Origin of the sequence: Micromonospora sonneratiae (assembly GCF_042679305.1) — a bacterium.
Lineage (GTDB): Bacteria > Actinomycetota > Actinomycetes > Mycobacteriales > Micromonosporaceae > Micromonospora_H > Micromonospora_H sonneratiae.
Window position 1 is genome coordinate 24450 of sequence record NZ_JBHTMP010000025.1, and the last position, 25328, is coordinate 49777.

General features: G+C 69.4%; 27 protein-coding genes. 18 read left to right on the top strand and 9 right to left on the bottom strand.

Features of this window, described 5'->3' with window-relative positions; all coding sequences use genetic code 11:
- Nucleotides 1-37: 37 nt before the first annotated feature.
- Together rpsT and ACFQ4H_RS17405 are read right to left on the bottom strand one after the other, a co-directional pair.
- On the bottom strand, nucleotides 38-307 hold the full coding sequence (rpsT, locus tag ACFQ4H_RS17400) for a 30S ribosomal protein S20 (RefSeq protein ID WP_377572024.1): 270 nt from the start codon (nucleotides 305-307) through the stop codon (nucleotides 38-40).
- Between the two features lie 203 nt (nucleotides 308-510).
- Complete coding sequence (locus ACFQ4H_RS17405; RefSeq protein ID WP_377572025.1) at nucleotides 511-1497, bottom strand: phosphotransferase family protein; 987 nt, start codon at nucleotides 1495-1497, stop codon at nucleotides 511-513.
- An 87-nt stretch (nucleotides 1498-1584) separates the two neighbouring features.
- On the opposite strand from ACFQ4H_RS17405, the gene ACFQ4H_RS17410 reads away from it, so the two are divergent.
- From ACFQ4H_RS17410 to ACFQ4H_RS17425, 4 genes are all read left to right on the top strand, one after another.
- Nucleotides 1585-2121, top strand: coding sequence for a DUF4240 domain-containing protein (locus ACFQ4H_RS17410; protein WP_377572026.1), 537 nt, complete (start codon nucleotides 1585-1587; stop codon nucleotides 2119-2121).
- Between the two features lie 114 nt (nucleotides 2122-2235).
- Nucleotides 2236-4122, top strand: coding sequence for a translation elongation factor 4 (gene lepA / locus ACFQ4H_RS17415; protein ID WP_377572027.1), 1887 nt, complete (start codon nucleotides 2236-2238; stop codon nucleotides 4120-4122).
- A complete protein-coding gene (locus ACFQ4H_RS17420; RefSeq protein WP_377572028.1) occupies nucleotides 4119-4667 on the top strand; it encodes an NUDIX hydrolase in 549 nt (182 codons plus the stop codon). Before lepA ends, ACFQ4H_RS17420 begins: the two co-directional genes overlap by 4 nt.
- Nucleotides 4668-4733: 66 nt before the next feature.
- Entirely contained in the window at nucleotides 4734-5021 is a 288-nt protein-coding gene (locus ACFQ4H_RS17425; protein ID WP_377572029.1) for a GlsB/YeaQ/YmgE family stress response membrane protein, read from the top strand.
- Nucleotides 5022-5097: 76 nt separating this feature from the next.
- Here ACFQ4H_RS17425 and ACFQ4H_RS17430 read toward each other — a convergent pair whose 3' ends face one another.
- The 3 genes from ACFQ4H_RS17430 to ACFQ4H_RS17440 all read right to left on the bottom strand — a co-directional run bounded on the left by ACFQ4H_RS17430 (nucleotide 5098) and on the right by ACFQ4H_RS17440 (nucleotide 8010).
- Complete coding sequence (locus ACFQ4H_RS17430; protein WP_377572030.1) at nucleotides 5098-6009, bottom strand: phytanoyl-CoA dioxygenase family protein; 912 nt, start codon at nucleotides 6007-6009, stop codon at nucleotides 5098-5100.
- A 245-nt stretch (nucleotides 6010-6254) separates the two neighbouring features.
- Nucleotides 6255-7118 (bottom strand): hypothetical protein, encoded by an 864-nt coding sequence (locus tag ACFQ4H_RS17435; protein ID WP_377572031.1) that lies wholly within the window; start codon nucleotides 7116-7118, stop codon nucleotides 6255-6257.
- A gap of 106 nt (nucleotides 7119-7224) precedes the next feature.
- Nucleotides 7225-8010, bottom strand: a complete 786-nt coding sequence (locus tag ACFQ4H_RS17440; RefSeq protein ID WP_377572032.1) for an enoyl-CoA hydratase family protein — start codon at nucleotides 8008-8010, stop codon at nucleotides 7225-7227.
- 18 nt (nucleotides 8011-8028) lie between these two features.
- Between ACFQ4H_RS17440 and hemW the strand changes: the two genes are divergently transcribed.
- The gene (hemW, locus tag ACFQ4H_RS17445) at nucleotides 8029-9252 is read left to right on the top strand and encodes a radical SAM family heme chaperone HemW (RefSeq protein ID WP_377572033.1); all 1224 of its coding nucleotides are present in this window, start codon (nucleotides 8029-8031) and stop codon (nucleotides 9250-9252) included.
- 72 nt (nucleotides 9253-9324) lie between these two features.
- On the opposite strand, the gene ACFQ4H_RS17450 is transcribed toward hemW, so the two are convergent.
- Nucleotides 9325-9894 carry a DUF4870 domain-containing protein gene (locus ACFQ4H_RS17450; RefSeq protein ID WP_377572034.1) on the bottom strand — a complete coding sequence of 190 codons (570 nt, stop codon included), beginning with the start codon at nucleotides 9892-9894 and terminating at the stop codon, nucleotides 9325-9327.
- Nucleotides 9895-10179: 285 nt separating this feature from the next.
- On the opposite strand from ACFQ4H_RS17450, the gene hrcA reads away from it, so the two are divergent.
- The 3 genes from hrcA (at nucleotide 10180) to ACFQ4H_RS17465 (ending at nucleotide 13350) form a co-directional block, all read left to right on the top strand.
- Complete coding sequence (hrcA, locus tag ACFQ4H_RS17455) at nucleotides 10180-11205, top strand: heat-inducible transcriptional repressor HrcA (protein ID WP_377572035.1); 1026 nt, start codon at nucleotides 10180-10182, stop codon at nucleotides 11203-11205.
- Between the two features lie 78 nt (nucleotides 11206-11283).
- Nucleotides 11284-12417 carry a molecular chaperone DnaJ gene (dnaJ, locus tag ACFQ4H_RS17460; protein WP_377572101.1) on the top strand — a complete coding sequence of 378 codons (1134 nt, stop codon included), beginning with the start codon at nucleotides 11284-11286 and terminating at the stop codon, nucleotides 12415-12417.
- Between the two features lie 198 nt (nucleotides 12418-12615).
- Nucleotides 12616-13350: a 16S rRNA (uracil(1498)-N(3))-methyltransferase gene (locus ACFQ4H_RS17465; protein ID WP_377572036.1), complete on the top strand. Its 735-nt coding sequence runs from the start codon at nucleotides 12616-12618 to the stop codon at nucleotides 13348-13350.
- A gap of 37 nt (nucleotides 13351-13387) precedes the next feature.
- Here the strand turns inward: ACFQ4H_RS17465 and ACFQ4H_RS17470 are convergent, their stop codons facing one another.
- Nucleotides 13388-14149, bottom strand: coding sequence for an SDR family NAD(P)-dependent oxidoreductase (locus ACFQ4H_RS17470; RefSeq protein WP_449289025.1), 762 nt, complete (start codon nucleotides 14147-14149; stop codon nucleotides 13388-13390).
- Nucleotides 14150-14218: 69 nt separating this feature from the next.
- Between ACFQ4H_RS17470 and ACFQ4H_RS17475 the strand changes: the two genes are divergently transcribed.
- Together ACFQ4H_RS17475 and ACFQ4H_RS17480 are read left to right on the top strand one after the other, a co-directional pair.
- On the top strand, nucleotides 14219-14572 hold the full coding sequence (locus tag ACFQ4H_RS17475) for a histidine triad nucleotide-binding protein (RefSeq protein WP_377572038.1): 354 nt from the start codon (nucleotides 14219-14221) through the stop codon (nucleotides 14570-14572).
- A 52-nt stretch (nucleotides 14573-14624) separates the two neighbouring features.
- Nucleotides 14625-16007 (top strand): serine hydrolase domain-containing protein, encoded by a 1383-nt coding sequence (locus ACFQ4H_RS17480; protein WP_377572039.1) that lies wholly within the window; start codon nucleotides 14625-14627, stop codon nucleotides 16005-16007.
- A gap of 65 nt (nucleotides 16008-16072) precedes the next feature.
- On the opposite strand, the gene ACFQ4H_RS17485 is transcribed toward ACFQ4H_RS17480, so the two are convergent.
- Nucleotides 16073-16645: a snapalysin family zinc-dependent metalloprotease gene (locus tag ACFQ4H_RS17485; RefSeq protein ID WP_377572040.1), complete on the bottom strand. Its 573-nt coding sequence runs from the start codon at nucleotides 16643-16645 to the stop codon at nucleotides 16073-16075.
- Between the two features lie 389 nt (nucleotides 16646-17034).
- Here ACFQ4H_RS17485 and ACFQ4H_RS17490 point away from each other — a divergent pair, with 389 nt between their 5' ends.
- The 8 genes from ACFQ4H_RS17490 to ACFQ4H_RS17525 all read left to right on the top strand — a co-directional run bounded on the left by ACFQ4H_RS17490 (nucleotide 17035) and on the right by ACFQ4H_RS17525 (nucleotide 24505).
- Nucleotides 17035-18090, top strand: a complete 1056-nt coding sequence (locus ACFQ4H_RS17490) for a PhoH family protein (RefSeq protein WP_377572041.1) — start codon at nucleotides 17035-17037, stop codon at nucleotides 18088-18090.
- A 21-nt stretch (nucleotides 18091-18111) separates the two neighbouring features.
- Entirely contained in the window at nucleotides 18112-18579 is a 468-nt protein-coding gene (ybeY, locus tag ACFQ4H_RS17495) for an rRNA maturation RNase YbeY (protein WP_377572042.1), read from the top strand.
- Entirely contained in the window at nucleotides 18579-19970 is a 1392-nt protein-coding gene (locus ACFQ4H_RS17500) for a hemolysin family protein (protein WP_377572043.1), read from the top strand. Before ybeY ends, ACFQ4H_RS17500 begins: the two co-directional genes overlap by 1 nt.
- Nucleotides 19963-20352 (top strand): cytidine deaminase, encoded by a 390-nt coding sequence (locus tag ACFQ4H_RS17505; protein ID WP_377572044.1) that lies wholly within the window; start codon nucleotides 19963-19965, stop codon nucleotides 20350-20352. The genes ACFQ4H_RS17500 and ACFQ4H_RS17505 overlap by 8 nt, the downstream gene beginning before the upstream one ends.
- 47 nt (nucleotides 20353-20399) lie before the next feature.
- Nucleotides 20400-21323 carry a GTPase Era gene (era, locus tag ACFQ4H_RS17510; protein WP_377572102.1) on the top strand — a complete coding sequence of 308 codons (924 nt, stop codon included), beginning with the start codon at nucleotides 20400-20402 and terminating at the stop codon, nucleotides 21321-21323.
- A gap of 89 nt (nucleotides 21324-21412) precedes the next feature.
- The gene (locus tag ACFQ4H_RS17515; RefSeq protein ID WP_377572045.1) at nucleotides 21413-22558 is read left to right on the top strand and encodes a sensor histidine kinase; all 1146 of its coding nucleotides are present in this window, start codon (nucleotides 21413-21415) and stop codon (nucleotides 22556-22558) included.
- Nucleotides 22552-23214, top strand: coding sequence for a response regulator transcription factor (locus ACFQ4H_RS17520; RefSeq protein ID WP_377572046.1), 663 nt, complete (start codon nucleotides 22552-22554; stop codon nucleotides 23212-23214). Before ACFQ4H_RS17515 ends, ACFQ4H_RS17520 begins: the two co-directional genes overlap by 7 nt.
- Nucleotides 23215-23380: 166 nt before the next feature.
- Nucleotides 23381-24505 (top strand): acyltransferase family protein, encoded by a 1125-nt coding sequence (locus ACFQ4H_RS17525; protein WP_377572047.1) that lies wholly within the window; start codon nucleotides 23381-23383, stop codon nucleotides 24503-24505.
- On the opposite strand, the gene ACFQ4H_RS17530 is transcribed toward ACFQ4H_RS17525, so the two are convergent.
- Entirely contained in the window at nucleotides 24496-25281 is a 786-nt protein-coding gene (locus tag ACFQ4H_RS17530; RefSeq protein WP_377572048.1) for a DUF4097 family beta strand repeat-containing protein, read from the bottom strand. The two genes, ACFQ4H_RS17525 and ACFQ4H_RS17530, sit on opposite strands and share 10 nt — an antisense overlap.
- Nucleotides 25282-25328 lie beyond the last annotated feature (47 nt).

The following is a 25328-nucleotide window of genomic DNA, read 5'->3' on the forward strand; positions in this document are numbered from 1 at the left end:
GGCTCGGAGGTGCCCGTACAGGTCAGTGTCGAATCCGTCAGGCAGCGGAGAGCGACTGCAGGCGCTTGGCGATTGCCGACTTGCGGTTCGCCGCCTGGTTGCTGTGGATGACACCCTTGCTGGCGGCCTTGTCCAGCTTGCGCGAGGCGTCACGCAGCAGCGTGGTGGCCTTCTCGGTCTCGCCGGCCTCGGCGGCCTCGTTGAACTTCCGGATGGCGGTCTTCAGCGACGACTTGACCGACTTGTTACGCAGCCGGCGCTTCTCGTTCTGCCGGTTGCGCTTGATCTGGGACTTGATGTTCGCCACGCGACAGCCTCGTCTTGATAGCTCGGGTTGGTCTATTCAACGCGCAGGCAACAATAAGGCGTCTGCCACACGCGAAGAGTCAGGTTACCAGGTCAATCCGGCCAGGCCAAAAGCCCTCTGCCCACGCCGCCTGATCAATGTCCATCAGCCTATCCCAGGCCGGTGGGGCACGGCACACCAGCCTCCCGGCCGGCCCGGCGGGGTCATCGCCACCCCTGGCGGGCGGTCAGCCAGGCCAGGGCCACCTCACCGCTCCACCGCTGGTGCGACCGGACGTGCGGGGATGCCCGGGTCGGCCCGGCGTCGGCCCGATACAACCAGTAGCCGGCCAGGGCCGCCAGCACGGCGTCCAGCGCGTCCGGTGGTGCGGTGGCCGTCGTGGGATGGGCGGTGAAGATCGCGTCGGCGTCCAGGCCGCTGGCGTACACGGTGACCAGCAGGTTGGCCAGGTCGAACCAGGCGGGACCGAAACATATCCAGTTCCAGTCGCAGAACCAGGCCGCCCCCGACCGGTCGATGATCACGTTGTCCAGTCGCAGGTCGCAGTGGATGACGGAGGTGCTGCCGGCGGCGTACGCGGGTAACAGCGCCTCCAGGCGGACCAGTTCGGGCAACCGGTCGAGGGTGCCGGCGGGTACGGCGGGCACGGGTTCGCGGCCGGCGGCGATCTCCCGCCACCAGGACAGGTCGTCCCAGGCGATCGCGGCCAACCCGGGGAGGCCGAGGGCGACCAGGTCGGCCGGGGGTTCGTGGAGTGCGTCGGCGACGGCCGCGTACGCGGTCAGGGTGGCGTCCAACTCGGCGGGCACCCAGGGCAGCGTCGGCATCCGACCGTCGATGGCCGCCAGACAGATGACGAAGTAACCGGCCACGGTGAGGGTCCAGCGGGTGCGGGGCACCCCGATCCCCGGGGGCAGGGCCGAGGTGACGACGGCCTCCCGGGCGTACCACTCGCAGAGGTCCGGCTGGCCGGTCAGGGTCGCGGCCTTGACGAAGACCCGCTCACCGGTGGTCAGGTCGAGCACGGCGGCGAAGCCCCGGGTGAATCCGCCCCCGGCGGTACGTGCGGCGACCACCGGAGCGCCGAGCTGCACCTCGATCGCGGCGCGCAGGTCCGTCGGCAGGTCGGTCCAGTCGGGGCGGATCGCGGTGCGGTCGTACGGCACGGCCGGCAACGGGAGCGCGGGCATGGTCCCATCCTGCCCGGCGGCGATGCGGGTGGCATGCGGTGAGCGTGGCGCGTCTCCGCCGGCGATGATCTGTCAGACTGCCCCGTTATGCGGACGGACGACTTCTGGACCCTGATCGACCAGGCCCGGACCGGTGCCGACGGGGACGTCGAGGCGGTCGCGGAACGGGCGACGGCACTGCTGGCTGCCCGGGACGTCGACGACATCGCCGGGTTCGACCGGCACCTGCGTAGGGTGCTGGCGGCCTCCTACCGGGTGGACCTGTGGGGGGCGGCGTACCTGATCAACGGCGGCTGCTCCGACGACGGCTTCGACTACTTCCGGGGCTGGTTGATCACGCAGGGCCGGGCAACGTTCGCCAAGGCGGTGGCCGAGCCCGACTCGCTGGCCGAACTGCCGGTGATCCGGCAGGCGGCGGTGACCGGTGAGGAGTTCGACGCCGAGGCGATGCTTTCCATCGCCGACGATGCGTACCGTCGGGCGACCGCCAGCGACCTGCCGGCCGATCCGAACCCGGTGCCGGTCCCGGAACTGGGGGAGTTCTGGGACTTCGACGACGAGGACGAGGTACGGCGGCGGCTGCCCCGGCTGGCCGCGCTGTTCCTGGAGCCGCCGCAGGAGTGACCGCGATCGCCGCAGGAGTGATCCGACCCTGCTTCCAGGGACGTGGGAGCATAGAGGCGGCCGGTACGACGCCGGCTGTCACCCGTCCACCTCAGCCGATCAGAACGGACCGCTGTGCCACCGACGCTCGACCCCGGCGCGAACGCTCCTGGTGCCACCGACCCTGGACGCATCCGGAACTTCTGCATCATCGCCCACATCGACCACGGCAAGTCGACCCTGGCCGACCGGATGTTGCAGCTCACCGAGGTGGTCGATCCCCGGCAGATGCGCGCGCAGTATCTCGACCGGATGGACATCGAGCGTGAGCGCGGCATCACGATCAAGAGCCAGGCGGTCCGGATGCCGTGGACCGTACGGGAGGGCGATCGGCAGGGGGAGCACGCCGTCCTCAACATGATCGACACCCCGGGCCACGTGGACTTCACCTACGAGGTGTCCCGGTCGCTGGCCGCCTGCGAGGGTGCGGTCCTGCTCGTCGACGCCGCCCAGGGGATCGAGGCCCAGACGCTGGCCAACCTCTACCTGGCGCTCGAGAACGACCTGCACGTCATCCCGGTGCTCAACAAGATCGACCTGCCGGCCGCCCAGCCGGACAAGTACGCCGAGGAGTTGGCCCACCTGATCGGCGGCGACCCGGCCGACTGCATCCGGGTCTCCGGTAAGACCGGTGAGGGTGTGCCACATCTGCTCGACGAGATCGTCCGACAGTTCAAGCCGCCGGTCGGCGAGGCGGCCGACCCGGCCCGCGCGATGATCTTCGACTCGGTGTACGACGTCTACCGGGGCGTGGTCACCTACGTCCGGGTGATCGACGGTCGGATCGAGGCCCGCGACAAGATCAAGATGATGTCCACCGGCGCGGTGCACGAACTGCTGGAGATCGGGGTGATCTCCCCGGAGATGCAGAAGGCCGACGGGCTCGGTGTGGGTGAGGTCGGCTACCTCATCACCGGCGTGAAGGACGTCCGGCAGTCCCGGGTCGGTGACACCGTCACCATCAACGCCCGGCCCGCCAGCGAGGCGCTGGGCGGCTACAAGGACCCGAAGCCGATGGTCTACTCCGGGCTCTACCCGATCGACGGATCGGACTACCCGGCGCTGCGTGAGGCCCTGGACAAGCTCAAGCTCAACGATGCCGCGCTCAACTACGAACCGGAGACCTCCGGTGCCCTCGGGTTCGGGTTCCGCTGCGGCTTCCTCGGCCTGCTGCACCTGGAGATCATCCGGGAGCGGCTGGAGCGCGAGTTCGGGCTGGACCTCATCTCGACCGCGCCGAACGTGGTCTACCGGGCCGTCATGGAGGACGGCAACGAGGTGGTCGTCACCAACCCCAGCGAGTACCCGACCGGCAAGGTCGCCGAGGTCTACGAGCCGGTGGTCCGGGCCACGGTGCTGACCCCCAACGACTACGTCGGCGCGGTGATGGAACTGTGCCAGGGCCGACGCGGCTCGTTGCAGGGCATGGACTACCTCTCCGCCGACCGGGTCGAACTGCGTTACACGCTGCCCCTGGCCGAGATCATCTTTGACTTCTTCGACCAGCTCAAGAGCCGTACCAAGGGCTATGCGTCGTTGGACTACGAGCCCACGGGACAGCAGAAGTCGGACCTGGTCAAGGTCGACATCCTGCTGCACGGCGAGGCGGTGGACGCGTTCAGCGCGATCGTGCACAAGGACAAGGCGTACAACTACGGCGTCAACATCGCGGCGAAACTGCGTACGTTGATCCCGCGCCAGCAGTTCGAGGTACCGATCCAGGCGGCCATCGGAAACCGGGTGATCGCCCGGGAGACCATCCGCGCCATCCGCAAGGACGTGTTGGCCAAGTGTTACGGCGGTGACATCAGCCGTAAGCGCAAGCTGCTGGAGAAGCAGAAGGAAGGCAAGAAGCGGATGAAGATGGTCGGCCGGGTCGAGGTCCCGCAGGAGGCCTTCATCGCCGCCCTCTCCACCTCCGACTCCGGTGACAGCGGCGGCAAGGCCGGCGGAAAGAAGTGACCCTGCGGGCGTACGGGCCCACCGCCTCCTTCTGTCCGCGCTGTGCGGCGGCGCTGTCGGTCGCACCACCGACCGACTGCGCCGCCTGTGGCTACCGACTCTTCGTCAACGCCCGGCCCAGCGGCGGGGTGATCGTGCTCGACGGTGGGCCGGGCGAGTTACGGTTCCTGGCGCTGCGGCGGGCGGCGCAACCGAGGGCCGGCCGGTGGGAGCTGCCGGGCGGCTTCTGCGAAGGTGCCGAACACCCCGCCGACACTGCGGTACGTGAGGCTCACGAGGAACTCGGTGTCGGGATTGTCCTGGGCGACCTGGTCGGCATGTACGTGGGCGAGTACGAGTTCCAGGGCGAGACGGTGCCCGTACTCGACATGTTCTTCCTGGCCACGCTCGGTGCCGGCAAGATCACCCTGGACCCGGCGGAGTCGTCCGACATGTGCTGGTTCCCGCTGGACGCGCCGCCGGCCCTGGCGTTCGACACGATGGACAGTGCGATCAGGGATGCGGCGCACCGATTGGGGTTGCGGACGGTGACCGGTCCGGTTTGATTTTCCCGGCGGTCGGGAACTTAGGGGTCACCAACAAGCGTGGCAGACCCCCGGAGGAGGACCGTCATGGAACTCACCCTTACCGGCATTCTTACCGCACTCATCGTCGGGCTGATCGTTGGCGCGCTTGGTCGTCTGGTCATCCCGGGCCGCCAGAGCATGCCGATCTGGCTGCACATGCTCATCGGTGTCGGTGCAGCCCTGCTCGGTACCGTGCTTGCCCGAGCCATGGGCATCGCCACCGAGACCGCCGGTGTCGACTGGGCGGAGCTGCTCGTCCAGGTCGTGCTGGCCGCCCTCGCGGTGGCTCTGGTATCGGGAATCGGTGGGCGACGCAGCGTGAGTCGCTACTGACGACCCTCATCGCAGACCGAATGGTTGCGGCCCCGTCGCTGGACAGCGACGGGGCCGCAACCATTATGGAGACTGCTCAGCGGAGCCAGGGGATGCTGCGATCGAGCAGATCGCGCTCCTTGAGCTCCTTACGCAGCGGAATCTCGTTGTCGATGTAGCCGTCCCAGTTGATGCCCCAGTAGTTCGCGGTGTGCGTACCCTCACCGCAGAGCTGGCGCTGCACCGGGGTGCGGTTGGCCCACCACTCGCCGTCCTTGTCGATGTGCAGTTCGTCGAGGGGGCGGATCCACCGGTAGGTGTAGCCGACGAAGAGCATCTTGCGGGTGATGGTTGACAGGTTCGTCGAGCGGGAGTGCCACTGCCGGCGGTCGAAGATGAACGCGTCGCCGGGGTTGGCGGTGATCTCGACCGTGCCCTCCGGGTCCGGGTTGTGCACGGTGAGGTCTTCCGGCCGGTCCAGGGAGTTCCACAGGTGGCTGCCCGGGATCACCTTCGTCGCACCCCGGCCGGTCTCCGACAGGTCGGAGAGGACGTACGCCACCTTCAGCGAGAACATCGGGCGGGGCAGGTTCGGGTCCATCGTCTCCGGGTCGGAGTTCTGCCGGTACCCGTCCTGGTGCCAACCCCAGTACGGCTTCTCCGGCTCAGCTGCCGGGGGAGTCACGTCGAGGTGGTTGTGGTGCGAGTAGATGTTCCACCCGGCCAGTCCCCACATGTACGGGAACGCGATCGGGTGGGTGAGTAGTTCACCGAAGAGTTCGTCGCGCTCCAGGAAGCCCAGCAGGTGCAGGGTGCCGTCCTTGGTGGTACGGCCAGCGGCCCGCTCCTCGGCGTAGACGCGGTCGACGGCCGCCTCCAACGCCGCGCGGTGGTCCTCGGTCAGGACATTACGCAGTAGCAGGAAGCCCTGCTCGTGGAATTCCTTGCGATCGGCGTCGCTGATCGGCTCGTATCCGGTCCGGCCACCATAATCGAACACCGCGTCCATCCCTTTCCATCGGTGGAGCCTTTTCTAGGCGCACACAGGTTGCCGATCGTAGCTCGCGGCCCTGTGGCTGATCGCCCGTGTTCCGGTCAACGGGGACGATGCGACCGAGCCGCTACGAAGGAGAGCCGGCCGGTGACTGCGGGTTACCCATTGTGAGGGTGGAGCTGCTTAAATCCGTATTTGCCGGGTCTTGCGGTAACTGCGAGTAGGGGTATTGAAAAGTTGGGACGTGTGACCGCGAAATGTCACACCTCGGCGAACACCTCGGCGATGACCACGCCGGGAATGGTCACCTCGCCAGTGACGCGGGTCCATTCGCCATTCTTGGCGGTCCATTCCTGGTCACCGAAGCGCACCCGCTTCACCCCGTGGTCACTGGCGTGGGAGACGAGCCAGTGTGCGTACCGCCATCCGGTTCGGGGGTCGGCGGCCTGGACGGCCAGGCCGGTGAGATCAGCCGGCGAAGTGAACTCCAGCCGTCCCCAGTCCAGCTTCAACCCGTCGGTCAGGGCAGTCGCCGCCGCGTTGCCCCGCATCGCCGGCTGCTGCCCGACCGTGCAGGCCACGGCGCTGGTGGCGTTTCCCAGCAGGGCGCGGGTCAGCACCTCCGACTCGTCCGCCCACTTCTCGTACGCCTCCGGGTAGGCCGAACGTTGCACCGCCTGGGCCGCATCGGTCACGCGCATCTGCTCCCAGCCGCGTACCTTCTTCAGCGCCGCGTAGAACCGGTTCGCCGCGTACCGGGGGTCGCGGATCTGCTCCGGAGTACCCCAACCCTGGCTCGGGCGTTGCTGGAACAGGCCCACCGAGTCGCGGTCGCCCCCGGTCAGGTTCTCCAGTTTGGACTCCTGGAACGCGGTGGCGAGGGCGACCACGACCGCCCGTTCCGGCATCTTGCGACGTACGCCGATCGCGGCGATTGTCGCCGCGTGGGCCATTTGTTCGGCAGTGAGGTAAACCTTGCCGTCTGCCTGTACGGTGCAGCCCCGGACGACCGTGGGGATCGGTAGTTGGTGTCGGAGTGGTCCGAGGCTCAGATAAAGGCCGATTCCGACAACTATTGCCAGTACTACGGCTCCTGCCACCAATGCCCGAATCCGCACTGACACCCCCACGCTCGCTTGCGTGCCATCGTACGTCCGGGGCCAAGCAAAGATCACCGGTTGCGAAGGGTACGAGCAGGATCGGGCGATCCGCTCCGGTTCACCGGTCCAATCAGGTTGGTGGCACCCAACGGGCCGGCCGCTTCTCCCGAAGGGCGATGATGCCCTCGCGTCCCTCCTCGGAACGGAAGAAACGGGTCGAGCGGGCGGAGAGGTCGGCCAGATCGGCCCGGAAGTCGGTCGGGGCACTCCGGCGCAGCAGCTCCTTGGCGCCGGCCAGTGCCCCCGGTGCGCCCCGCAGCAGCGCCGCGCAGTAGGCGGCCACGGTCGAGTCGAGTTCGTCGGCGGCGGTGGCCCTGGTGACCAGGCCGATCTGCTCAGCCCGCCGGCCGTCGAAGGTCTCCCCGGTCAGGTACAGCTCGGCGGCGGCCCGGGGGCTCAGCCTGGGCAGCACGGTGGCGGAGATGACGGCCGGGATCACGCCGATCCGTACCTCGGTGAAGGCGAAGGTCGCCGCCACCGAGCAGACCGCGATGTCGGCTGCCGCGATGAGGCCCAGGCCGCCCGCGCGGGCCGGGCCGGCCACCCGTGCCACCACCGGCTTCGGGCACTCCCAGATCATCGCCAGCACGTCACCGAGCATCGCGGCCGGTACGGTGCCGCTGTCGAACGCCGCCGCGGTCTCCTTCAGGTCGGCGCCGGAGCAGAACACCGGGCCGGTGTGGGAGAGCACCACCGCGCGGACCGAGTCGTCCGCGATCGCGGTCTCCAGGGCGGTCAGCAGCTGCGTCATCAGTGGGGTGGAGAGCGCGTTGCGGTTGTGTGCGCTGTCCAACGTGAGCGTGGTCACGCCGGATGTGGTCGACACCCGGACGAGCGGGTCAGGCTCTTCGGTCATGCGGGCACACTAGTGTGCATGCCCGCTGTGCTCCCAGAAGGTGAACCCGTACCCGAGGACGGGTCGCTGCCCGCCACCGCGCTCGTCTCGGTCGGCGCGCGTGGTTTCGGGGTCTATGTCCATGTTCCGTTCTGTGCCAGCCGGTGTGGTTACTGCGACTTCAACACCTACACGGCCAGCGAGTTGGGTGGTGGTGCGAGCCGGGAGGGGTACGCCGACACGGTGCTGGCCGAACTGGCCCTGGCCCGTCGGGTCCTGGCCGACCAGCCGCCACGCCGGGTGGAGACCGTCTTCGTCGGCGGTGGAACCCCGACCCTGCTGCCCGCCGACGATCTCGCCCGGATCCTGGACGGCATCGACCGTACCTGGGGGCTGGCACCTGACGCCGAGGTCACCACGGAGGCCAACCCCGAGTCCGTGACGCCGGAGTCGTTGAAGACGCTGCGGGCCGCCGGCTACACCCGGATCTCGCTGGGCATGCAGTCGGCCGCCGCCGGGGTGCTGGCGGTGCTCGACCGTCGACACACGGCCGGCCGGGCCACGGCCGCAGCGGCGGAGGCCCGGGACGCCGGGTTCGACCATGTCAACCTGGACCTGATCTACGGCACGCCGGGGGAGACCGAGGAGGACTTCGCTGCCTCACTGGGCGAGGTGATCGCCGCCGGGGTCGACCACGTCAGCGCGTACGCCCTGATCGTGGAGGACGGCACCCGGTTGGCCGCGCGGATGCGTCGGGGTGAGCTGCCGTACCCGAGCGACGACGTCGCGGCCGACCGCTACCTGGCCGCGGAGGCCGCTCTGTCCGCCGCCGGGTTCTCCTGGTACGAGGTGTCCAACTGGGCCCGTACACCGGCCGCCCGGTGCCGGCACAACCTGCTCTACTGGACGGGCGGGGACTGGTGGGGCCTCGGCCCGGGGGCACACAGCCACGTCGGCGGGGTGCGCTGGTGGAACGTGAAGCATCCGACGACGTACGCCGCCCGACTGGCGGCTGGAACGTCCCCGGGGCACGGTCGTGAGCTGCTCTCGGCCGAGGACCAGCGGGTGGAGGACGTGATGCTGCGGCTACGCCTGGCCGGTGGGCTGCCGCTGGACACGCTGGACGGGGCCGGGCGGGTCGGAGCCGACCGGGCACTGGAGTACGGGTTGCTGGCGGAGCCGGACTTCCGAGCCGGTCGGGCCGTGCTCACCCTGCGTGGACGGCTCCTGGCCGACGCGGTGGTCCGGGATCTGTTGCCCTGACGATCGCCCGGGCGGGCGGACCGGTGTACCGCCGCGCCCGGGATCCGTCAGCGGAACTGATCGACCGGAACGTCACTTAACGAAGTTGTAGGTCATCGGGTAGCGGTAGAGCAGCCCTTCGTTGGCCTTGACGCCACCGATGATCCCGAAGATCACCGGCACCAGGAAGACCAGCATCGGTACGAAGAACAGGATGCCGCAGGTGACCGTGGCCAGCACATAGCCCAGCGCGGTGGCGATGGCCCAGGTGATCTGGAAGTTCAGCGCCGCCACCGAGTGCGCCCGGACGGTCGGCGACTGCGGTCCCTTGGCCATCATCGCGATCAGTGGACCGACCCAGCCCAGCAGGCCACCGCCGACGAAGACGCCGACCGGACCGAGGAAGTGGGCCAGCAGGGACCAGGTCTTGTCGTCACTGCTGGGGTAGCCGGCCGGGGTCGGGCCACCGCCGTAGTAGCCGCCGCCGGGTGGGTACCCGCCCGGTGGCGGATAGTCGCCGGGCGGGGGATAACCACCGGGGGGCGGATAGTTCCCGCCGGGTGGCGGTGCCTCGTACTGGGGCGCCTGGTACTGGGGCGCCTCGTACTGCGTCGGCTCGGCCGGCGGCGGGGCGTGTCCGGGTGAGGGTGCCTCGCCCGGCATCGAGTAGGACGCTGGGGATACGGGAGGTGAGGTCGGGTCCGGTGGCGTGGCCTCGTAGCCGCCTTCACCAGGAGGGCGAGGTGGTTCTGTCATAAACGTCACGCTAAGGGTAGGACACAAGTGATGCCAGACCGGTTGTCGACAGTTTCGCTGGACAACCGGGTGCTGGAGGGTAAGTGATCATCGCGTTGGGTGCCACTTGGACGTAGACTGGCACTCGCTACAGTCGAGTGCCAGTCCCCCGCGTTGTGGCGTCACCGGGCTAGAGTCGGCAGGGAGGTGAAGATGGGGCTCGATGATCGCAAGCTCGACGTGCTCCGCGCGATCGTCGAGGACTACGTCGCCACCCAGGAGCCGGTCGGCAGCAAGGCGCTCGTCGAACGGCACCAGCTCGGCGTGTCGCCGGCCACCGTGCGTAACGACATGGCGGTGCTGGAGGACGAGGGCTACATCCGGCAGCCGCACACCAGCGCCGGTCGGGTACCCACCGACCGGGGCTACCGACTCTTCGTCGACCGGCTCTCCCGGGTCAAACCGCTCACCCCGGCCGAGCGTCGGGCGATCGAACGGTTCCTGGTGGGCGCGGTCGACCTGGACGACGTGGTGCACCGTACGGTCCGACTGCTGGCCCAGTTGACCCGGCAGGTCGCCGTCGTGCAGTACCCGAGTCTGGCCCGCTCGTCGGTCCGGCACCTGGAACTGGTGCCGATCTCCACGACCAGGCTGATGGTCGTCATGATCGCTGACACCGGCCGGGTCGAGCAGCGGCTGGTCGAGTTGCCCGCTCCGCTGCCGGTCGACGACGTCACCGACCTGCGTCGGGTGGTCAACGAGAAACTGGTCGGCAACCGGTTGACCGACACCCCGCCGTTGGTCCAGGCGCTGGTCGAGGAGGTGGCGCCGCACCTGCGCGGTGCCATGACCACCCTGTCCACGGTGTTGTTGGAGACCCTCGTCGAGCGGCACGAGGAACGGATCGCACTGGCGGGTACGGCCAACCTCACCCGGGGCGGCGTCCTCGACTTCCAGGGGTCCCTGCGACCGATCCTCGAGGCCCTTGAGGAAGAGGTCGTGCTGCTCAAACTGATCGGCGAGGCTGAACCCAGCAGCACGCTGCGGGTCCGCATCGGCGACGAGAACGAGATCGACAACCTGCGGTCGACCTCGGTGGTCAGCACCGGGTACGGCCCGGGTGCCACCATCGTGGGCGGTTTGGGAGTACTTGGCCCAACCCGGATGGACTACCCCGGCACCATCGCCACCGTTCGTGCCGTGGCACGCTACGTAGGCGACCTGTTAGCGCAGAATTGACCACATCCGTACTGGCCGAATCCGACCTGAGACGGCCGGCGGACGGCACGCGAGACAGACATGAGGACACGGAACGCAGTGGCCAAGGACTACTACGGGATTCTCGGCGTCAAGCGGGACGCCTCCGACGATGAGATCAAGCGCGCCTACCGCAAGCTGGCGCGGCAGTACCACCCGGACGTCAATCCGGACCCGGAGGCGCACGAGAAGTTCAAGGACATCAACGCCGCCTACGAGGTTCTCTCCGACGACCAGAAACGGCAGATAGTCGATCTCGGTGGTGACCCGCTGGCACCCGGTGGTGGCGCGGGCGCAGGCCCCGGCGGTGCCGGTCCGTTCGTCGGGTTCCAGGACATCATGGACGCGTTCTTCGGTGCCGCCGGTGGCGGCAGCCGTGGACCCCGGCCGCGTACCCGGCCCGGCTCCGACGCGATCCTGCGCCTCGAACTCGACCTGAACGAGACGGCCTTCGGCGTGGAAGCCCCGATCACCGTCGACACCGCGGTGCTCTGCACCACCTGTTCCGGCGCCGGTACGGCAGCCGGCACCCACCTGGCCACCTGCGAGGCCTGCGGTGGACGCGGCGAGGTGCAGTCGGTGCAACGTACCTTCCTCGGCCAGGTCGTATCGGCCCGCCCGTGCACGGTGTGCCAGGGCTACGGCACGACCATCCCGCACCCCTGCGCCACCTGCGCCGGGGACGGCCGGGTCCGTACCCGCCGGTCGTTGACCGTCAAGATCCCGGCCGGGGTCGAGGACGGCATGCGGATCCGGCTGGCCCAGCAGGGCGAGGTCGGCCCCGGTGGCGGCACCGCTGGTGATCTCTACGTCGAGATCCACGAGCGCACCCACGACGTCTACTCCCGCAAGGGCGACGACCTGCACTGCCGGGTCACGGTGCCGATGACGGCAGCGGCGCTCGGCACCCGGCTCACCATCAAGACGCTGGACAGCGAGGAACCGGTCGACGTCAAGCCGGGCACCCAGCCCGGCAGCACACTGCGGCTGCGGGCCCGAGGCGTACCGCACCTACGGGGCACCGGTCGAGGCGACCTCTATGTGCACCTGGACGTGCGTACCCCCACCAAACTCGATGCCGACCAGGAACGGATGCTGCGCGAATTCGCCAAGACCCGTGGCGAAGAGGTCGCCGAACTGAGCAAGCAGGGCGGCTTCTTCTCCCGGATGCGCGACGCGTTCAACGGGCACTGAATTATCTGCCGCGCCGGAGGCGCGGCGGCTCGCTCCACGTCGCGCCGCCCAATGCGCCGTCTTCGGTCTGCGCGCACGACGGCTACGCCGCGTGTGCTCGACCTCCAGACGGCGCGGCGGCGCTCGGTCGACTCGCGGGGTGGGTCGTGGGCGGGGTGGGTTGGTCGGCGGGAGCGGGGCGGCGGCTAGCCTTTTTGGGTGAGTGAGCCGCTGTTCCTGGTTGAAGCGTTGCCGTCCGGCGAGGTCATGACCCTGGCCGGGCCCGAAGGGCATCATGCCGCCACGGTGCAGCGGCTGCGGGTCGGCGAGCGGTTGCTGCTGGCCGATGGGCGGGGTGGCACGGCCGCCGCCGTGGTCGCCGCCGTCGGTCGCGGCACCCTCGATCTGACCGTGACTTCCCGGGCGTACGTCGCACCGTCCGACCCTCGGCTCGTCGTCGTACAGGGCATCGCCAAGGGGGATCGGGGTGAGCTGGCCGTACAGGCGATGACCGAGGTGGGCGTCGACGAGATCGTGCCCTGGGCGGCGGCCCGATCGGTGACGCAGTGGCGGGGTGAGCGGGGTGTACGGGCCCGGGAGAAGTGGGTGGCGACCGCCCGGGAGGCGGCTAAGCAGTCCCGCCGGGCGTGGCTTCCGGCGGTGGCCGGCACACCGGACGAGTCGACCACGGCAGTGGTACGACGGGTCGGTTCGGCGGCGGTCGGGCTCGTGCTGCACGAGGAGGCCACGCTGAGGCTATCCACTGTGGAACTGCCGACGGCTGGCGAGATCGTGCTCGTCGTCGGTCCCGAGGGTGGGATCGCGCCGAACGAGTTGGCCGGGTTCGAGGCGGCTGGTGCGGTGCCGGTGCGACTCGGTACGGAGGTGCTGCGTACCTCCACGGCCGGGGTCGCCGCGCTTGCGGTGCTGTCGGCCCGGTTGGGCCGGTGGTGATCGACGGGAGGCCGGTCGGGTTGGGCCGGTGTGCCGATCAGGTGCGCAGGTAGGACGCGCCGTTGAGGTCGATGATGGTGCCGGAGGCCCATTCCGCGGCAGGCGAGGCGAGCCAGTGCACGGCTGCGGCGATCTCCTCCGGCTGAGCGACCCGGTTGAACGGGCTCTGTGCCCGCAGGTCGTCACCCCGGGGTGCCTTGAGGTGCTCGTTGGTCACGTCGGGTGCCACGAAGCCGGGTGCCACGGTGGCGACCGCGATGCCGTACGGGGCGAGGGCGACGGCGAGGGACTGTCCCAGCGCGTTGAGTCCGGCCTTGCTGGCGCCGTACGCCGGCTGGCCCGGTTCACCACGGAACGCGCCCCGGGACGAGACGTTGACGATCCGTCCGCCGCCCCGCTCGCGCATGTGTCGGACCGCGCACCAGATGGCGTTGGCCGCGCCGACCAGGTTCGTGTCGAGCGTACGACGCCAGTGCTGCTGCCACTGCTCGTACGAGGTCTCGAAGATCGGGTGTGGTGCGTAGCCGCCGGCGTTGTTGACCAGGACGTCGAGCCCGCCCAGTTGTTCGGCGGCGGTGTCCACGGCCGTCCGGATGGCGTCCGGATCGGCCAGGTCGGCCTGGACCACGACGTGCCCGTCGCCGGGTAACGAATCACGGAGTTGTTCCGCCAGCGGGGCGGAGTCCCGATGGTGGATGGCGACCCGGTCGCCGCTTTCCGCGAAGGCGGTCGCCACCGCGCGCCCAACTCCCCGGGATGCCCCGGTCACCAGCACTGCTCGCCCTGTCACATGCACCATCCTCGCCCAACGCCGGGACCGGTGGACACGCGGTAGGTGGTCGTCCCGTTGGTCGGGGCATACCATCCGGTGGTGACGACTGACTGCCTGTTCTGCCGGATCGTCGCCGGCGAGATTCCCGCGACCCTGGTCCGGGAGACCGAGACGACCCTGGCCTTCCGCGACATCAGCCCGAAGGCTCCGGTGCACGTCCTGGTGATCCCGAAGGAGCACTACGTGGATGTGGCCGCCCTGGCGCAGGGCGACCCGAAGCTCATGAGCGAGGTGCTGGAGACGGCCGCCGTGGTGGCCGAGACCGAGGGGCTGCTCGGCGACGGATTCCGGTTGATGTTCAACACCGGTGCGTACGCCGGGCAGGAGGTGTTCCACGTCCACGCCCACGTGCTCGGTGGTGCTCCGCTCGGTCCGATGATCAGCATCTGAAGGTCGGTGCCGAACCCGGGACTACGATCCATGGGATCATGAAGGAGGGCACGTGACCGAGGTGCATCGGCGGCTGGAGCGGATGACCCGACAGGTGCAGGCGGCAGCGCGGGTACCCGCGCTGTCCGTGGCCCTGCACCGGGCCGATCGCCCACTGTGGACGTTCACGGTCGGCGGGACGGGTAGTGCGAATCCGTTGAACGGGGACACCCGGTTCCGGATCGGCTCGGTGACCAAGACCTTCACCGCCGTACTGGTGATGCAGTGCCGCGACGACGGGTTGCTCGACCTCGACGACCCGATCGGCGCGCACCTCGACGTGCCGGCGCACGGCGAGCTGACCGTACGGCGCCTGCTGTCGCACACCGCCGGGCTCCAACGGGAGCCGTACGGTGACGTGTGGGACACGTTGCGGCTGCCGGACGTTGACGGGCTGATCGCCGATCTGGCGCGGGTCGAACGGGTGTTGCCCCCGGCCCGGCGCTACCACTACTCGAACCTGGGGCTGGCCCTGCTCGGGCACGCGGTGGGCCGGTTGCGGGGTGGCACCTGGGCCGAGGTGCTGGCCGACCGGGTGCTGGACCCGCTCGGGCTGTCGGCGACCGGGGTCACGCCCGGTCCGGCCGCCGCGACCGGGTTCCTGGTGGACGCCTACTCCGACCATGTCCTGCCCGAACCGCCCACCGACTTCGGTGCGGTGGGGCCGGCCGCCCAACTCTGGAGCACCGCGTCGGACATGGCCCGGTGGGCGGCGTTCCTGGCCGACCCGGCGGCGGTGGACCCGGCCGGGGCGGTGCTGCGTCCGGGCACGTTGGACGAGATGCGTATGCCGCTGACCGTCACCGACGAGACGCTCTGGGCGACCGGGTTCGGTCTCGGCCTGATCCTGTTGCCCCAGGGGGACCGGGTCGTGCACGTGGGGCACGACGGGGCCATGCCGGGCTTCCTGGCCGGTGTCTACGGCCGTCGGGGCGGTGCCGGGACGCCCGGTGCGATGGGGTGTGCGGTGCTGGCCTCGTCCGGCACCGCTGGCGCGATCATGGAACTGCCGCACCAACTGCTGGCCGCCGCGGTCAGCGACGATCCCGCCGACATCGAGCCGTGGACCCCGGGTGAGCCGGCCCCCGAGCGTTATCGCGGCCTGCTCGGCCGCTGGTGGGGCGAGGGCTTCGAGTACGTCTTCACCTGGCGCGACGGTGCACTGCGGGCCCGGGGGGCGGACGACCCCGCCGGTAAGCCGCCTGCGGTCTTCGCGCCCCTGCCGGACCAGCCGGACGTGTTGCGTACCGTCTCCGGCCGGGAAGCCGGCGAGCTGCTGCGGCTCACCCGGGACGAGCAGGGGACCGTGGTGCGGATGCACTGGGCGACCTACCGGTTCACCCGTACCCAGGAGACCTTCGAAGGGGTGGACTTCCGCGGCTCGGCTCCGGCCTGATGTGTCGTACGACCCGGTCCGGTCACCCGGGAGCCGGCGTGGTGCCAGCTCCCGGGTTCCGGAGCTCAGCCGACGGCTACCGGAGCCGGGGCCGGCCAGCTGCCCTCGAACACCTGGGCGCCGGTCGTGCCCGCGAACGGGATGCCGCTGAAGAGGCTGTCGACCCGGGAGGCCTCACCGCTGCTGGGGTACGGGTTGGTGCAGCTGGTGCCGGCGCTGCCGCCGGACATCAGCAGTGCGCAGTTGCCGTTGTAGTTGTCGGGCAGCCCGAGGATGTGCCCGATCTCGTGGGTCATGATCCGCAGCGGGCTGTATTGCTGCGCCTGGTAGGTGTCGATGTACACGCTGCCGTTGCCCAGGCTGTTGCGGATGGCGTACGAGCCGCCGCCGTAGATCTGGTAGATCCGCAGGTTCGAGCCGCACTGGGAGAGCGTCACGTTGTTCGTGGCGTTGTTCCAGATCGAGGCGGCCTGTACGGCGGTGCTGGCGAAGCTGCCGGCCTGGCTGGTGTTGTAACAGACCGTTGCGGCCAGCGACGTGGCGGATGCGGGCGTGGCGCCGACGAAGGGGGCGCCGATCGTCGCCACCGTGCCGGCCAGGAGTCCGACCAGGATGCGGCGGATTCTTCGAGGGGACATGACACACGCTCCTTCGGGGGTGGAGAGAGCGGACGGCCCCATTTTTAAAAATCGATGCACTTCGATTCAAGGTTCGTTAGTCATGTGTCGATTGGGGTAAATCGCGCTTTAGGCGCGAAAGCGGTGTTCGGGACGATCCTCGGGACGTCGGTGGATCGGGGCGCCGAGTCGTAGCCGCAGCTCGGAGGCGCCGAGCGCGGAGGCGGCGATGCTGCCCACGGCGGGTGGACGCCTGGCGGCGGGGCGGGAACCGTTCGGCAAGTGGGCGGAAATGGGCAGGGTGCCTGCGGCGTTGACCCGATACGATGACAGCAACGTTCGCACGTCGCGCCAGCGGGGCGCGGCACTTAGATCGAGAGCAGGTGGCGCAGGGCTCACGGGCCCGACCTATGACCGGTACTCCGCCTCCCGGGCAGCCCCGGGTGCAGACCAGGATCACGGTTCCTGACTCGCAGATCATGGTGAACCTGCTCGGCGCGGGCGACGAGATCCTGCGCCTCATCGAGCGCTCGATCACCAGCGACGTGCACGTACGGGGTAATGAGATCACCATCACCGGCACCCCGGCAGACAACGCACTCGCCGAGCGGCTCTTCACCGAACTGCTCGAACTGATCGAAAAGGGCGAGACACTGACCAGTGACGCCGTCCGGCGCACCGTCGGGATGCTCGAACAGGGCACCACCGAACGGCCCGCCGAAGTACTGACCCTCAACATCCTCTCCCGTCGGGGACGTACGATCCGGCCCAAGACCCTGGGCCAGAAGCGGTACGTCGACGCGATCGACGGGCACACCATCGTCTTCGGCATCGGCCCCGCGGGTACCGGTAAGACCTACCTGGCGATGGCCAAGGCCGTGCAGGCGTTGCAGGCCAAGCAGGTCAACCGGATCATCCTGACCCGGCCGGCGGTGGAGGCGGGGGAGCGGCTGGGCTTCCTGCCCGGCACGCTCAACGAGAAGATCGACCCGTACCTGCGCCCGCTCTACGACGCGCTGCACGACATGCTCGACCCGGACTCCATCCCGAAGCTGATGGCGGCCGGCACGATCGAGGTCGCGCCGCTGGCCTACATGCGGGGCCGTACGCTCAACGACGCGTTCATCATCCTCGACGAGGCGCAGAACACGACCCCCGAGCAGATGAAGATGTTCCTCACCCGGCTGGGCTTCGGTTCCAAGATCGTGGTGACCGGTGACGTCACGCAGGTCGACCTGCCCGGTGGGACGACCAGCGGTCTGCGGGTGGTCCGTGACATCCTCGAGAACGTGGAGGATGTGCACTTCGCCCAGCTCTCCAGCACCGACGTGGTCCGTCACCGGCTGGTCAGCGACATCGTCGACGCGTACGCCCGCTGGGACGCCGAGCGCGAAGCCCAGCAGGGTGTGCACGCCGTGCCCGGCCGTACCGCACACGGCGGCGGCCGGTCCGGCCGGCGTCGTTAGTTCATTCATCAGGGGAAACAGTTGTCCATCGAGATCGCCAACGAGTCGGGTGTCCAGGTCGACACCGACTCCGTCCTCGCCGTGGCCCGCTATGCCCTCGACGAGATGGGCGTCAACCCACTCGCCGAGCTTTCGGTGCTGCTCGTCGACATCGACTACATGACCGAGCTGAACCACCGGTGGATGGGCGGTGACGGACCGACCGACGTCCTCGCGTTCCCGATGGACGAGGGCAGCGTCGACCACGGACCGGGCGAGGTCAACGGTGCCGAGCCGGCCCTGCTCGGAGACATCGTGCTCTGCCCCGAGGTGGCGGCCAAGCAGGCCGCCACCGCCGGACACTCGGCCGCCGACGAGCTGCACCTGCTGACCGTGCACGGGGTCCTGCACCTGCTCGGCTACGACCACGCTGAGCCGGAGGAGGAGCGGGAGATGTTCGAACTACAGGCCCGACTGCTGTCCGGTTGGCGGGCAGCGCGAACACAGTGATGCACGCCCACTTAGCGGCCGCCGGCACCGCCGCCGGCCTTCCCGATCTTCAACTGCTGTTCTCGGCGGCCGGGCTGGTGGTGCTGGCCGGGATCTTCGCGATGACCGAGGCCGCGTTGACCGCCGTCTCACCGGCCCGGGCCGCCGAGTTCGCCCGCGACGGCGTACGCGGTGCCCGGGCGTTGCAGATCGTCGCGGCCGACGTGGTCCGCCACCTCAACCTGCTCCTGCTGCTGCGTCTGCTCTGCGAGCTGACCGCGACCACCCTGGTCGCCCTGGTCGCCGTCGACACGTTCGGCGCGGGGTGGACCGCAGCGTTGGTCACCGCCGGTGCGATGACCGTGATCAGCTTCGTGGTCGTCGGCGTCGGACCGCGCACCATCGGCCGCCAGCACGCCTACGGCGTCGGTCGGATCACCGCACCCATGGTGCGGTGGCTGGGTCGGGCGCTCAACCCGTTGGCCTCGCTGTTGATCCTGATCGGCAACGCGGTCACCCCCGGGCGTGGCTTCCGGGAGGGTCCCTTCGCCACCCAGGTCGAACTGCGTGAGCTGGTCGACCTGGCCGAGCAGCGGGGCGTCGTGGAGCACGGCGAGCGGCAGATGATCCACTCGGTCTTCGCGCTCGGCGACACGATCGCCCGTGAGGTGATGGTGCCGCGCACCGAGATGGTGTGGATCGAGGCGCACAAACGGCCGCACCAGGCGTTGGCCCTCTTCCTGCGGTCCGGTTTCTCCCGGATTCCGGTGATTGGGGAGAGCGTCGACGACGTCCTCGGCGTGCTCTACCTGAAGGACCTGATCCGCCGGGCGCAGGGGGCCAGGCCGGGTTCGGAGGACGTTCCGGTCGCCGAGCTGATGCGGCCGGCGACCTTCGTGCCCGAGTCCAAGCCGGTCGACGACCTGCTGTCCGAGATGCAGGCCGCCCGTACCCACCTGGTGATCGTCGTCGACGAGTACGGCGGCACCGGCGGCCTGGTCACGATCGAGGACATCCTGGAGGAGATCGTCGGTGAGATCACCGACGAGTACGACGTGGAACGCCCCCCGGTGGAACGGCTCGACGACGGTGGCGTACGCGTCACCGCCCGTCTGCCGGTGGAGGCCCTGGGTGAGCTGTTCGACGTGGAGTTGTCCGGCGACGAGGTCGAAACGGTCGGTGGTCTGCTGGCCCAGGCGCTGGGGCGGGTACCGATTCCGGGGGCGGAGGCCGAGGTGGCCGGTCTCCGACTGATCGCCGAGGGCACAGCCGGACGGCGCAACCGGATCGACTCGTTGCTGGTGCACCGTGTCGAAGCCACCGACGAGAACGATCGAGCGGGCCGTAGCGACCGGTCCGACTCGCGTGGAAATTCGAGCCGCCCGGAAGAGAGGCAACCCGCTGATGCCTGAGTCAACTGCCGCGTCCACCGCACCGGCCGGGCAGACGCCCGTACCGGCCGACCTGAGCGCCGAGGACGCCAAGCTGGTCATTCTGGCCCGCAGCGCGCGGGCCAGGGTTGGTGCGGTCGAGGGGGCTGCGGTACGGGACCAGGACGGCCGCACCTACGCCGCCGCCAACGTCTCCCTGCCGTCGTTGACGATCACCGCGTTGCAGCTGGCCGTCGCCTCGGCGGTGGCGGCGGGTGCCACCCGGTTGGAGGCCGCGGCGGTGGTGACCGAGGCGTCGACGCTGGACGGCGCGGGACACGCCGCCGTTCGGGACCTGGCCGCCGACTCGCCGATCCACGTCGCCGCACCGGACGGCAGCCTGCTCGGCACGGTGGTCCAGTGACCGAGAACCGGGGACGGGCGGGCACGTCCACCTCCAGGCCCCGGCCGATGACCGGGCCGACCCGTGGCTCCGGCGCCGACCGGACCGAGGAACAGCCGTACCGGGCCGGGTTCGCCTGTTTCGTCGGGCGACCCAATGCCGGCAAGTCGACCCTGACCAACGCGATCATCGGTCAGAAGATCGCGATCACCTCCAACAAGCCGCAGACCACCCGGCACGTCATCCGGGCCGTGCTGCACCGGCCCAACTCCCAGCTGGTGTTGGTGGACACGCCGGGTCTGCACCGTCCGCGTACGCTGCTCGGCGAGCGCCTCAACGACCTGGTCCGGCAGACCTGGAGCGAGGTCGACGTGATCGGCCTGTGCGTTCCCGCCGACGAGCCGATCGGGCGCGGCGACCGGTTCATCACCGGCGAGTTGGCCGAGCTGAAGGCCAAGGTGCTGGCCGTGGTGACCAAGACCGACCTGGTCGACAAGAAGCGGTTGGCCGAGCAGTTGCTGGCGGTCAGCGAGCTGGGCGACTTCGCGGCGGTGGTTCCGGTCAGCGCGGTCTCCGGGCACCAGGTCGACACACTGGTCGACGTGATGACCGGCTACCTGCCACCCTCACCACAGCTGTATCCGGACGACATGCTGACCGACGACCCCGAACAGGTCATGGTCGCCGAGTTGATCCGGGAAGCGGCCCTGGAGGGCGTACGGGACGAACTGCCGCACTCCATCGCCGTGGTGGTGGAGGAGATGATCCCCGAGGGGAAGATCATCAAGATCTATGCGGACGTGTACGTGGAGCGGCCCAGCCAGAAGGCGATCGTCATCGGGCACCGGGGCAGCCGGCTCAAGGACGTCGGGACCCGGGCCCGTGTCCAGATCGAGGAGCTGCTCGGCTCGCGGGTCTACCTCGATCTGCACGTACGGGTCGCCAAGGACTGGCAGCGCGACCCCAAGCAGCTTCGCAAGCTCGGCTTCTGAGCAGCCGGGTGGTCGCGTCGACTTTGGTCGACGCGACCACCGACCGGTGGCCGCTGTCGCCCCATCGGGTCCGCCGGTAGGTTGCCGGTGTGAGCAACCGCCGGTCGACCAGGGATCTGATCGTCGACCTGGGATTCGTGGTCGGGGCCGTTCTGGTGGGCGCGATCTTCGTCGTCAGCTCACACGCCACCGAACCGCGGACCACCATGCCCCTGGGGTTGGACCTCGCGGTGCTGGCGGCGTCCGGAGCCGGCCTGCTGGTGTGGCGTCGACGAGGGCTGGTCCCGTTCACCCTGATCATGATTCCGGTCAGCATGGTCTTCGCCGGCGCGATGGGCGCAGCCGCCATGGGGCTGCTGAGCGTCGCCATCTACCGGTCCTGGTGGGTCGCCACCATCGTCGCCGGGCTGCACGCGACAACGGTGGCGGTCACCTACCGGATGGGCATCACCGACTCCCGGATCTACTGGGAGTCGGTCACCGTCATGCTGGCGCTGGACGCCGTACTGGTCACGTCGGGAATGTTCGCCCGGTCGCAGCGGCTGCTCGTACGTTCGCTGCGCGACCGCGCCCGCGAGGCCGAGGAGCAGCAGCGGCTACGGGTGGAGGAGGCACGGCACCTCGAACGTGAACGGCTGGCCCGGGAGATGCACGACGTACTCGCCCACCGGATCTCGCTGCTGGCCGTACACGCCGGTGCGCTGGAGTTCCGGCGGGACGCCTCCGACGAGGAGCGACAGGCTGCCGGGGTCGTCCGGCAGAGCGCCTACGATGCGTTGGAGGATCTGCGGGAGGTGATCGGCATGCTGCGGTCGGAGGCCGACAACAGCTCCGCCGAACGTCCGCAACCCACCCTCAACGACCTGCCGGCGCTGATCGAGCAGTCACGGCAGGCCGGTGAGCCGGTCACCCTCGACAACCAGCTCGGGGAACTCGGCACGGTCCCGGCCGGACTCGGCCGGCACGTCTACCGGATCGTGCAGGAGGGGCTGACCAACGCCCGCAAGCACGCACCCGGGGTGCGGGTACGGGTGACCGTGGGCGCACCCGAGGCGGACGGTCTGTTCGTCGAGGTCAGTAACAGGTTGCCGATCAGGAACGTGGTGGCGGAGATCCCCGGTACGGGTACCGGGCTGATCGGCCTCCGCGAGCGGGTGGACCTGGTCGGGGGACGACTGGACCATGGCCGTACGCCGGATGGCGAATTCCGGCTTCGGGCCTGGCTGCCGTGGTGACCACCTCGGCACCCGTCCGGGTGCTCATCGTCGACGACGACGCGCTGGTGCGGGCCGGGCTGGCGATGATGCTGGGCGAGTTCGAGGGGATCAGCGTCGTCGGACAGGTCGCCGACGGCACCGAGGTCGTGGCGGCGGTCAACCAGCACCGGCCCGACGTCGTGCTGATGGACATCCGGATGCCGCAGATGGACGGCCTGTCGGCCACCGAGTACCTCCGGTCCCGACGCGACCCGCCAGAAGTGATCATCCTGACCACGTTCGACACCGACAGCCACATCCAGCGGGCGATGCGGGCCGGTGCCAGCGGTTTCCTGCTCAAGCACACGCCGCCGCCGCAGATCGCGCGGGCGATCCGGCTGGTCGCCGGGGGTGAGCCGATGCTCTCCCCCGAGGTGCTGCGCCGGATGATGGGCTACGTCGCCGAGTCCGGTGCCGATCCGAGCCGGGAGCGGGCCCGGCGCTCGTTGGCCCTGTTGAGCAACCGGGAGCAGGCGGTGGCCCTGCTGGTCGGGCAGGGCCGGACCAACAGTGAGATCAGCGAAGAGCTGCTGATGAGTGTGGCCACGGTCAAGGCGTACGTGTCCCGGATCCTGACCAAGCTCGATCTCAACAACCGGGTGCAGATCGCGTTGCTGGTGCACGACGCCCGCTGAGGCCCCGGCCACCAGCGCCACGGACTCCCGCATCGCCGGGGCCCGCCGCCGTGGAGGTGTACGGGGAAGCGTTGCGAACACCACCCGGAACGGCGTTTGGGGCGGCGTCGGTCGAGGGTAGGGGGAGGGGAAGACTCCGTCGTCTACCCCCAATGGATGAAGGTCGATGCGGAACCGGTACCTGGATCTGCTGCGTGCCCTGGCGATCGTCCGCGTCGTCGTCTACCACACCACCGGTTGGGCGTTTCTGACCATCGCGTTCCCGGCCATGTCGGTCATGTTCGCCATCGCCGGCTCACTGATGGCCGCCTCCCTGGACCGCTCGGGCCCGGTGGCGGTGGGACGCCGACTGCGTCGGCTGCTGCCGTCGCTGTGGATACTGGCCGCGCTCTTCGTGCCGGCCATGCTGCTCACCGGGCTGCCGGTGACGTGGCGACTGCTGCTGTGGGTGGCGCCGCTGGCCGACCCACCGACCAATCCCTGGGGTGCGCTGGCACTGAGCGCCATCTGGTATCTGCGGGACTGCCTCTGGTTCGTGCTGGTCTCGCCGCTGGCCTGGTGGCTGTTCCGCCGGTATCCGCTGCCCACCCTGCTGGCACCGTACGTCCTGCTGGTCGTCGTCGAGTTCGGTGTGCCGACCGCGCCCCTGGTGCTGCGGGACTTCGGGCTCTACTTCGGGGCCTGGCTGCTCGGGTTCGCGCACCACGACGGAATGCTGCGACGGATGTCCCGCCGGGTGCTGCTGTCGGTCGTCGGGACGCTGGCCACCGCCGGGGCGGCCTGGATCCTCACCCATCCCGGACCGCGTGGCTACGACATCAACGACATCCGACTCGGCAACGCACTCTGGTCCGCCGCGTTCACGCTGCTCCTGCTCGGTCTCGCCCCACTCGGCATGGCCTGGCTGGACCGGACCGCCCGGTTCAGCCGGTTGGTGACCCTGCTCAACCGTCGGGCACTGACCATCTACCTCTGGCACATGCCGATCGTGATCGGCCTGACCGCCGTCATGAGATGGGCCGGTGGCGACCCGGGCAGCGCCAGCGGAATCGGGGTACGGCTCGTCGCGGTCACCGCGTTGGTCGCGGTGGCGGTGGCGTTGTTCGGTTGGGTGGAGGACATCGCCGCGCGGCGACCCCCGGAGCTGCTGCCCGGCGACGCTGCTACGGCGGGCCCGGCGGGGCCGGTCGGACGGAACGTCCCGGCCCAGCGGGCCCCGAGCGAGTCGGTCACCAGCCAGCGGGCCCCGAGTGAACTGGTTGCCAGCCACCGGGGCCCGGGTCAGCGCTGACTGATCGTCACGTCGCCGCTGCCCGTCTTCACGTCGAGGTGCAGTGTTGCGGTGGGATCGTTCGACACCCCGACGTTCTTGTCGCCCGTGCCGGTGTTGACGCTCACCCGGTAGCTGCCCGGCGGTACGGCCAGCTCGACCTCACCGCTGGCGGTGTGTGCCCGTACCGAACCGGCCGTGCTCAGCGTCAGCGAGACGCTGCCCGATCCGGTCTCGACGTCGACCTGTCCGTCACCGAGTCCCCGTCCGGTGATCCCACCGGACCCGGTGCGGGCCGTCACCGCGCTCTTGACGTCGGAGATGCTGACCTCACCCGAGCCGGTTTCCGCCTTTACCGTGCCGGACGCCCCGTTGACGGTGATCCCGCCGGAACCGACCTTGATGTCGACCGTGCCGACCCGGGTCAACGAGACCTCGCCGGAACCGGTCTCCCCACGGACCGACACCCCCTCGGGCGCGATGATCTCGTACGACACACTGCACCGCTGCCCGCAGTCCGCGTCCAGCAGCAGTTCGGTGCCGTTGATCCGGTAGTTACCGGTGGTACGCGGCTCGCCACCGTGATAGCGCACGACCCGATCGATCTGGACGTTGGAAACCTGGCCGGTGATCACCACTACGTCGCCGGAGCCGCCCCGGGCGACGGTGATCTGCGTGATCTTGACTTCCTCCGTGTTGCTGAAGTCGAGCCGGCTCTGGGTCAGGGGGGTGCAACCGGCCAGGGCGATCAGCGCGGCCGCACCAACGGTGGCCATCGCAATTCGGGAAGTAGCCATGATCAGGAAGATACGGGCCATCGTGCTTTGAGCACATCAGGGGTGAG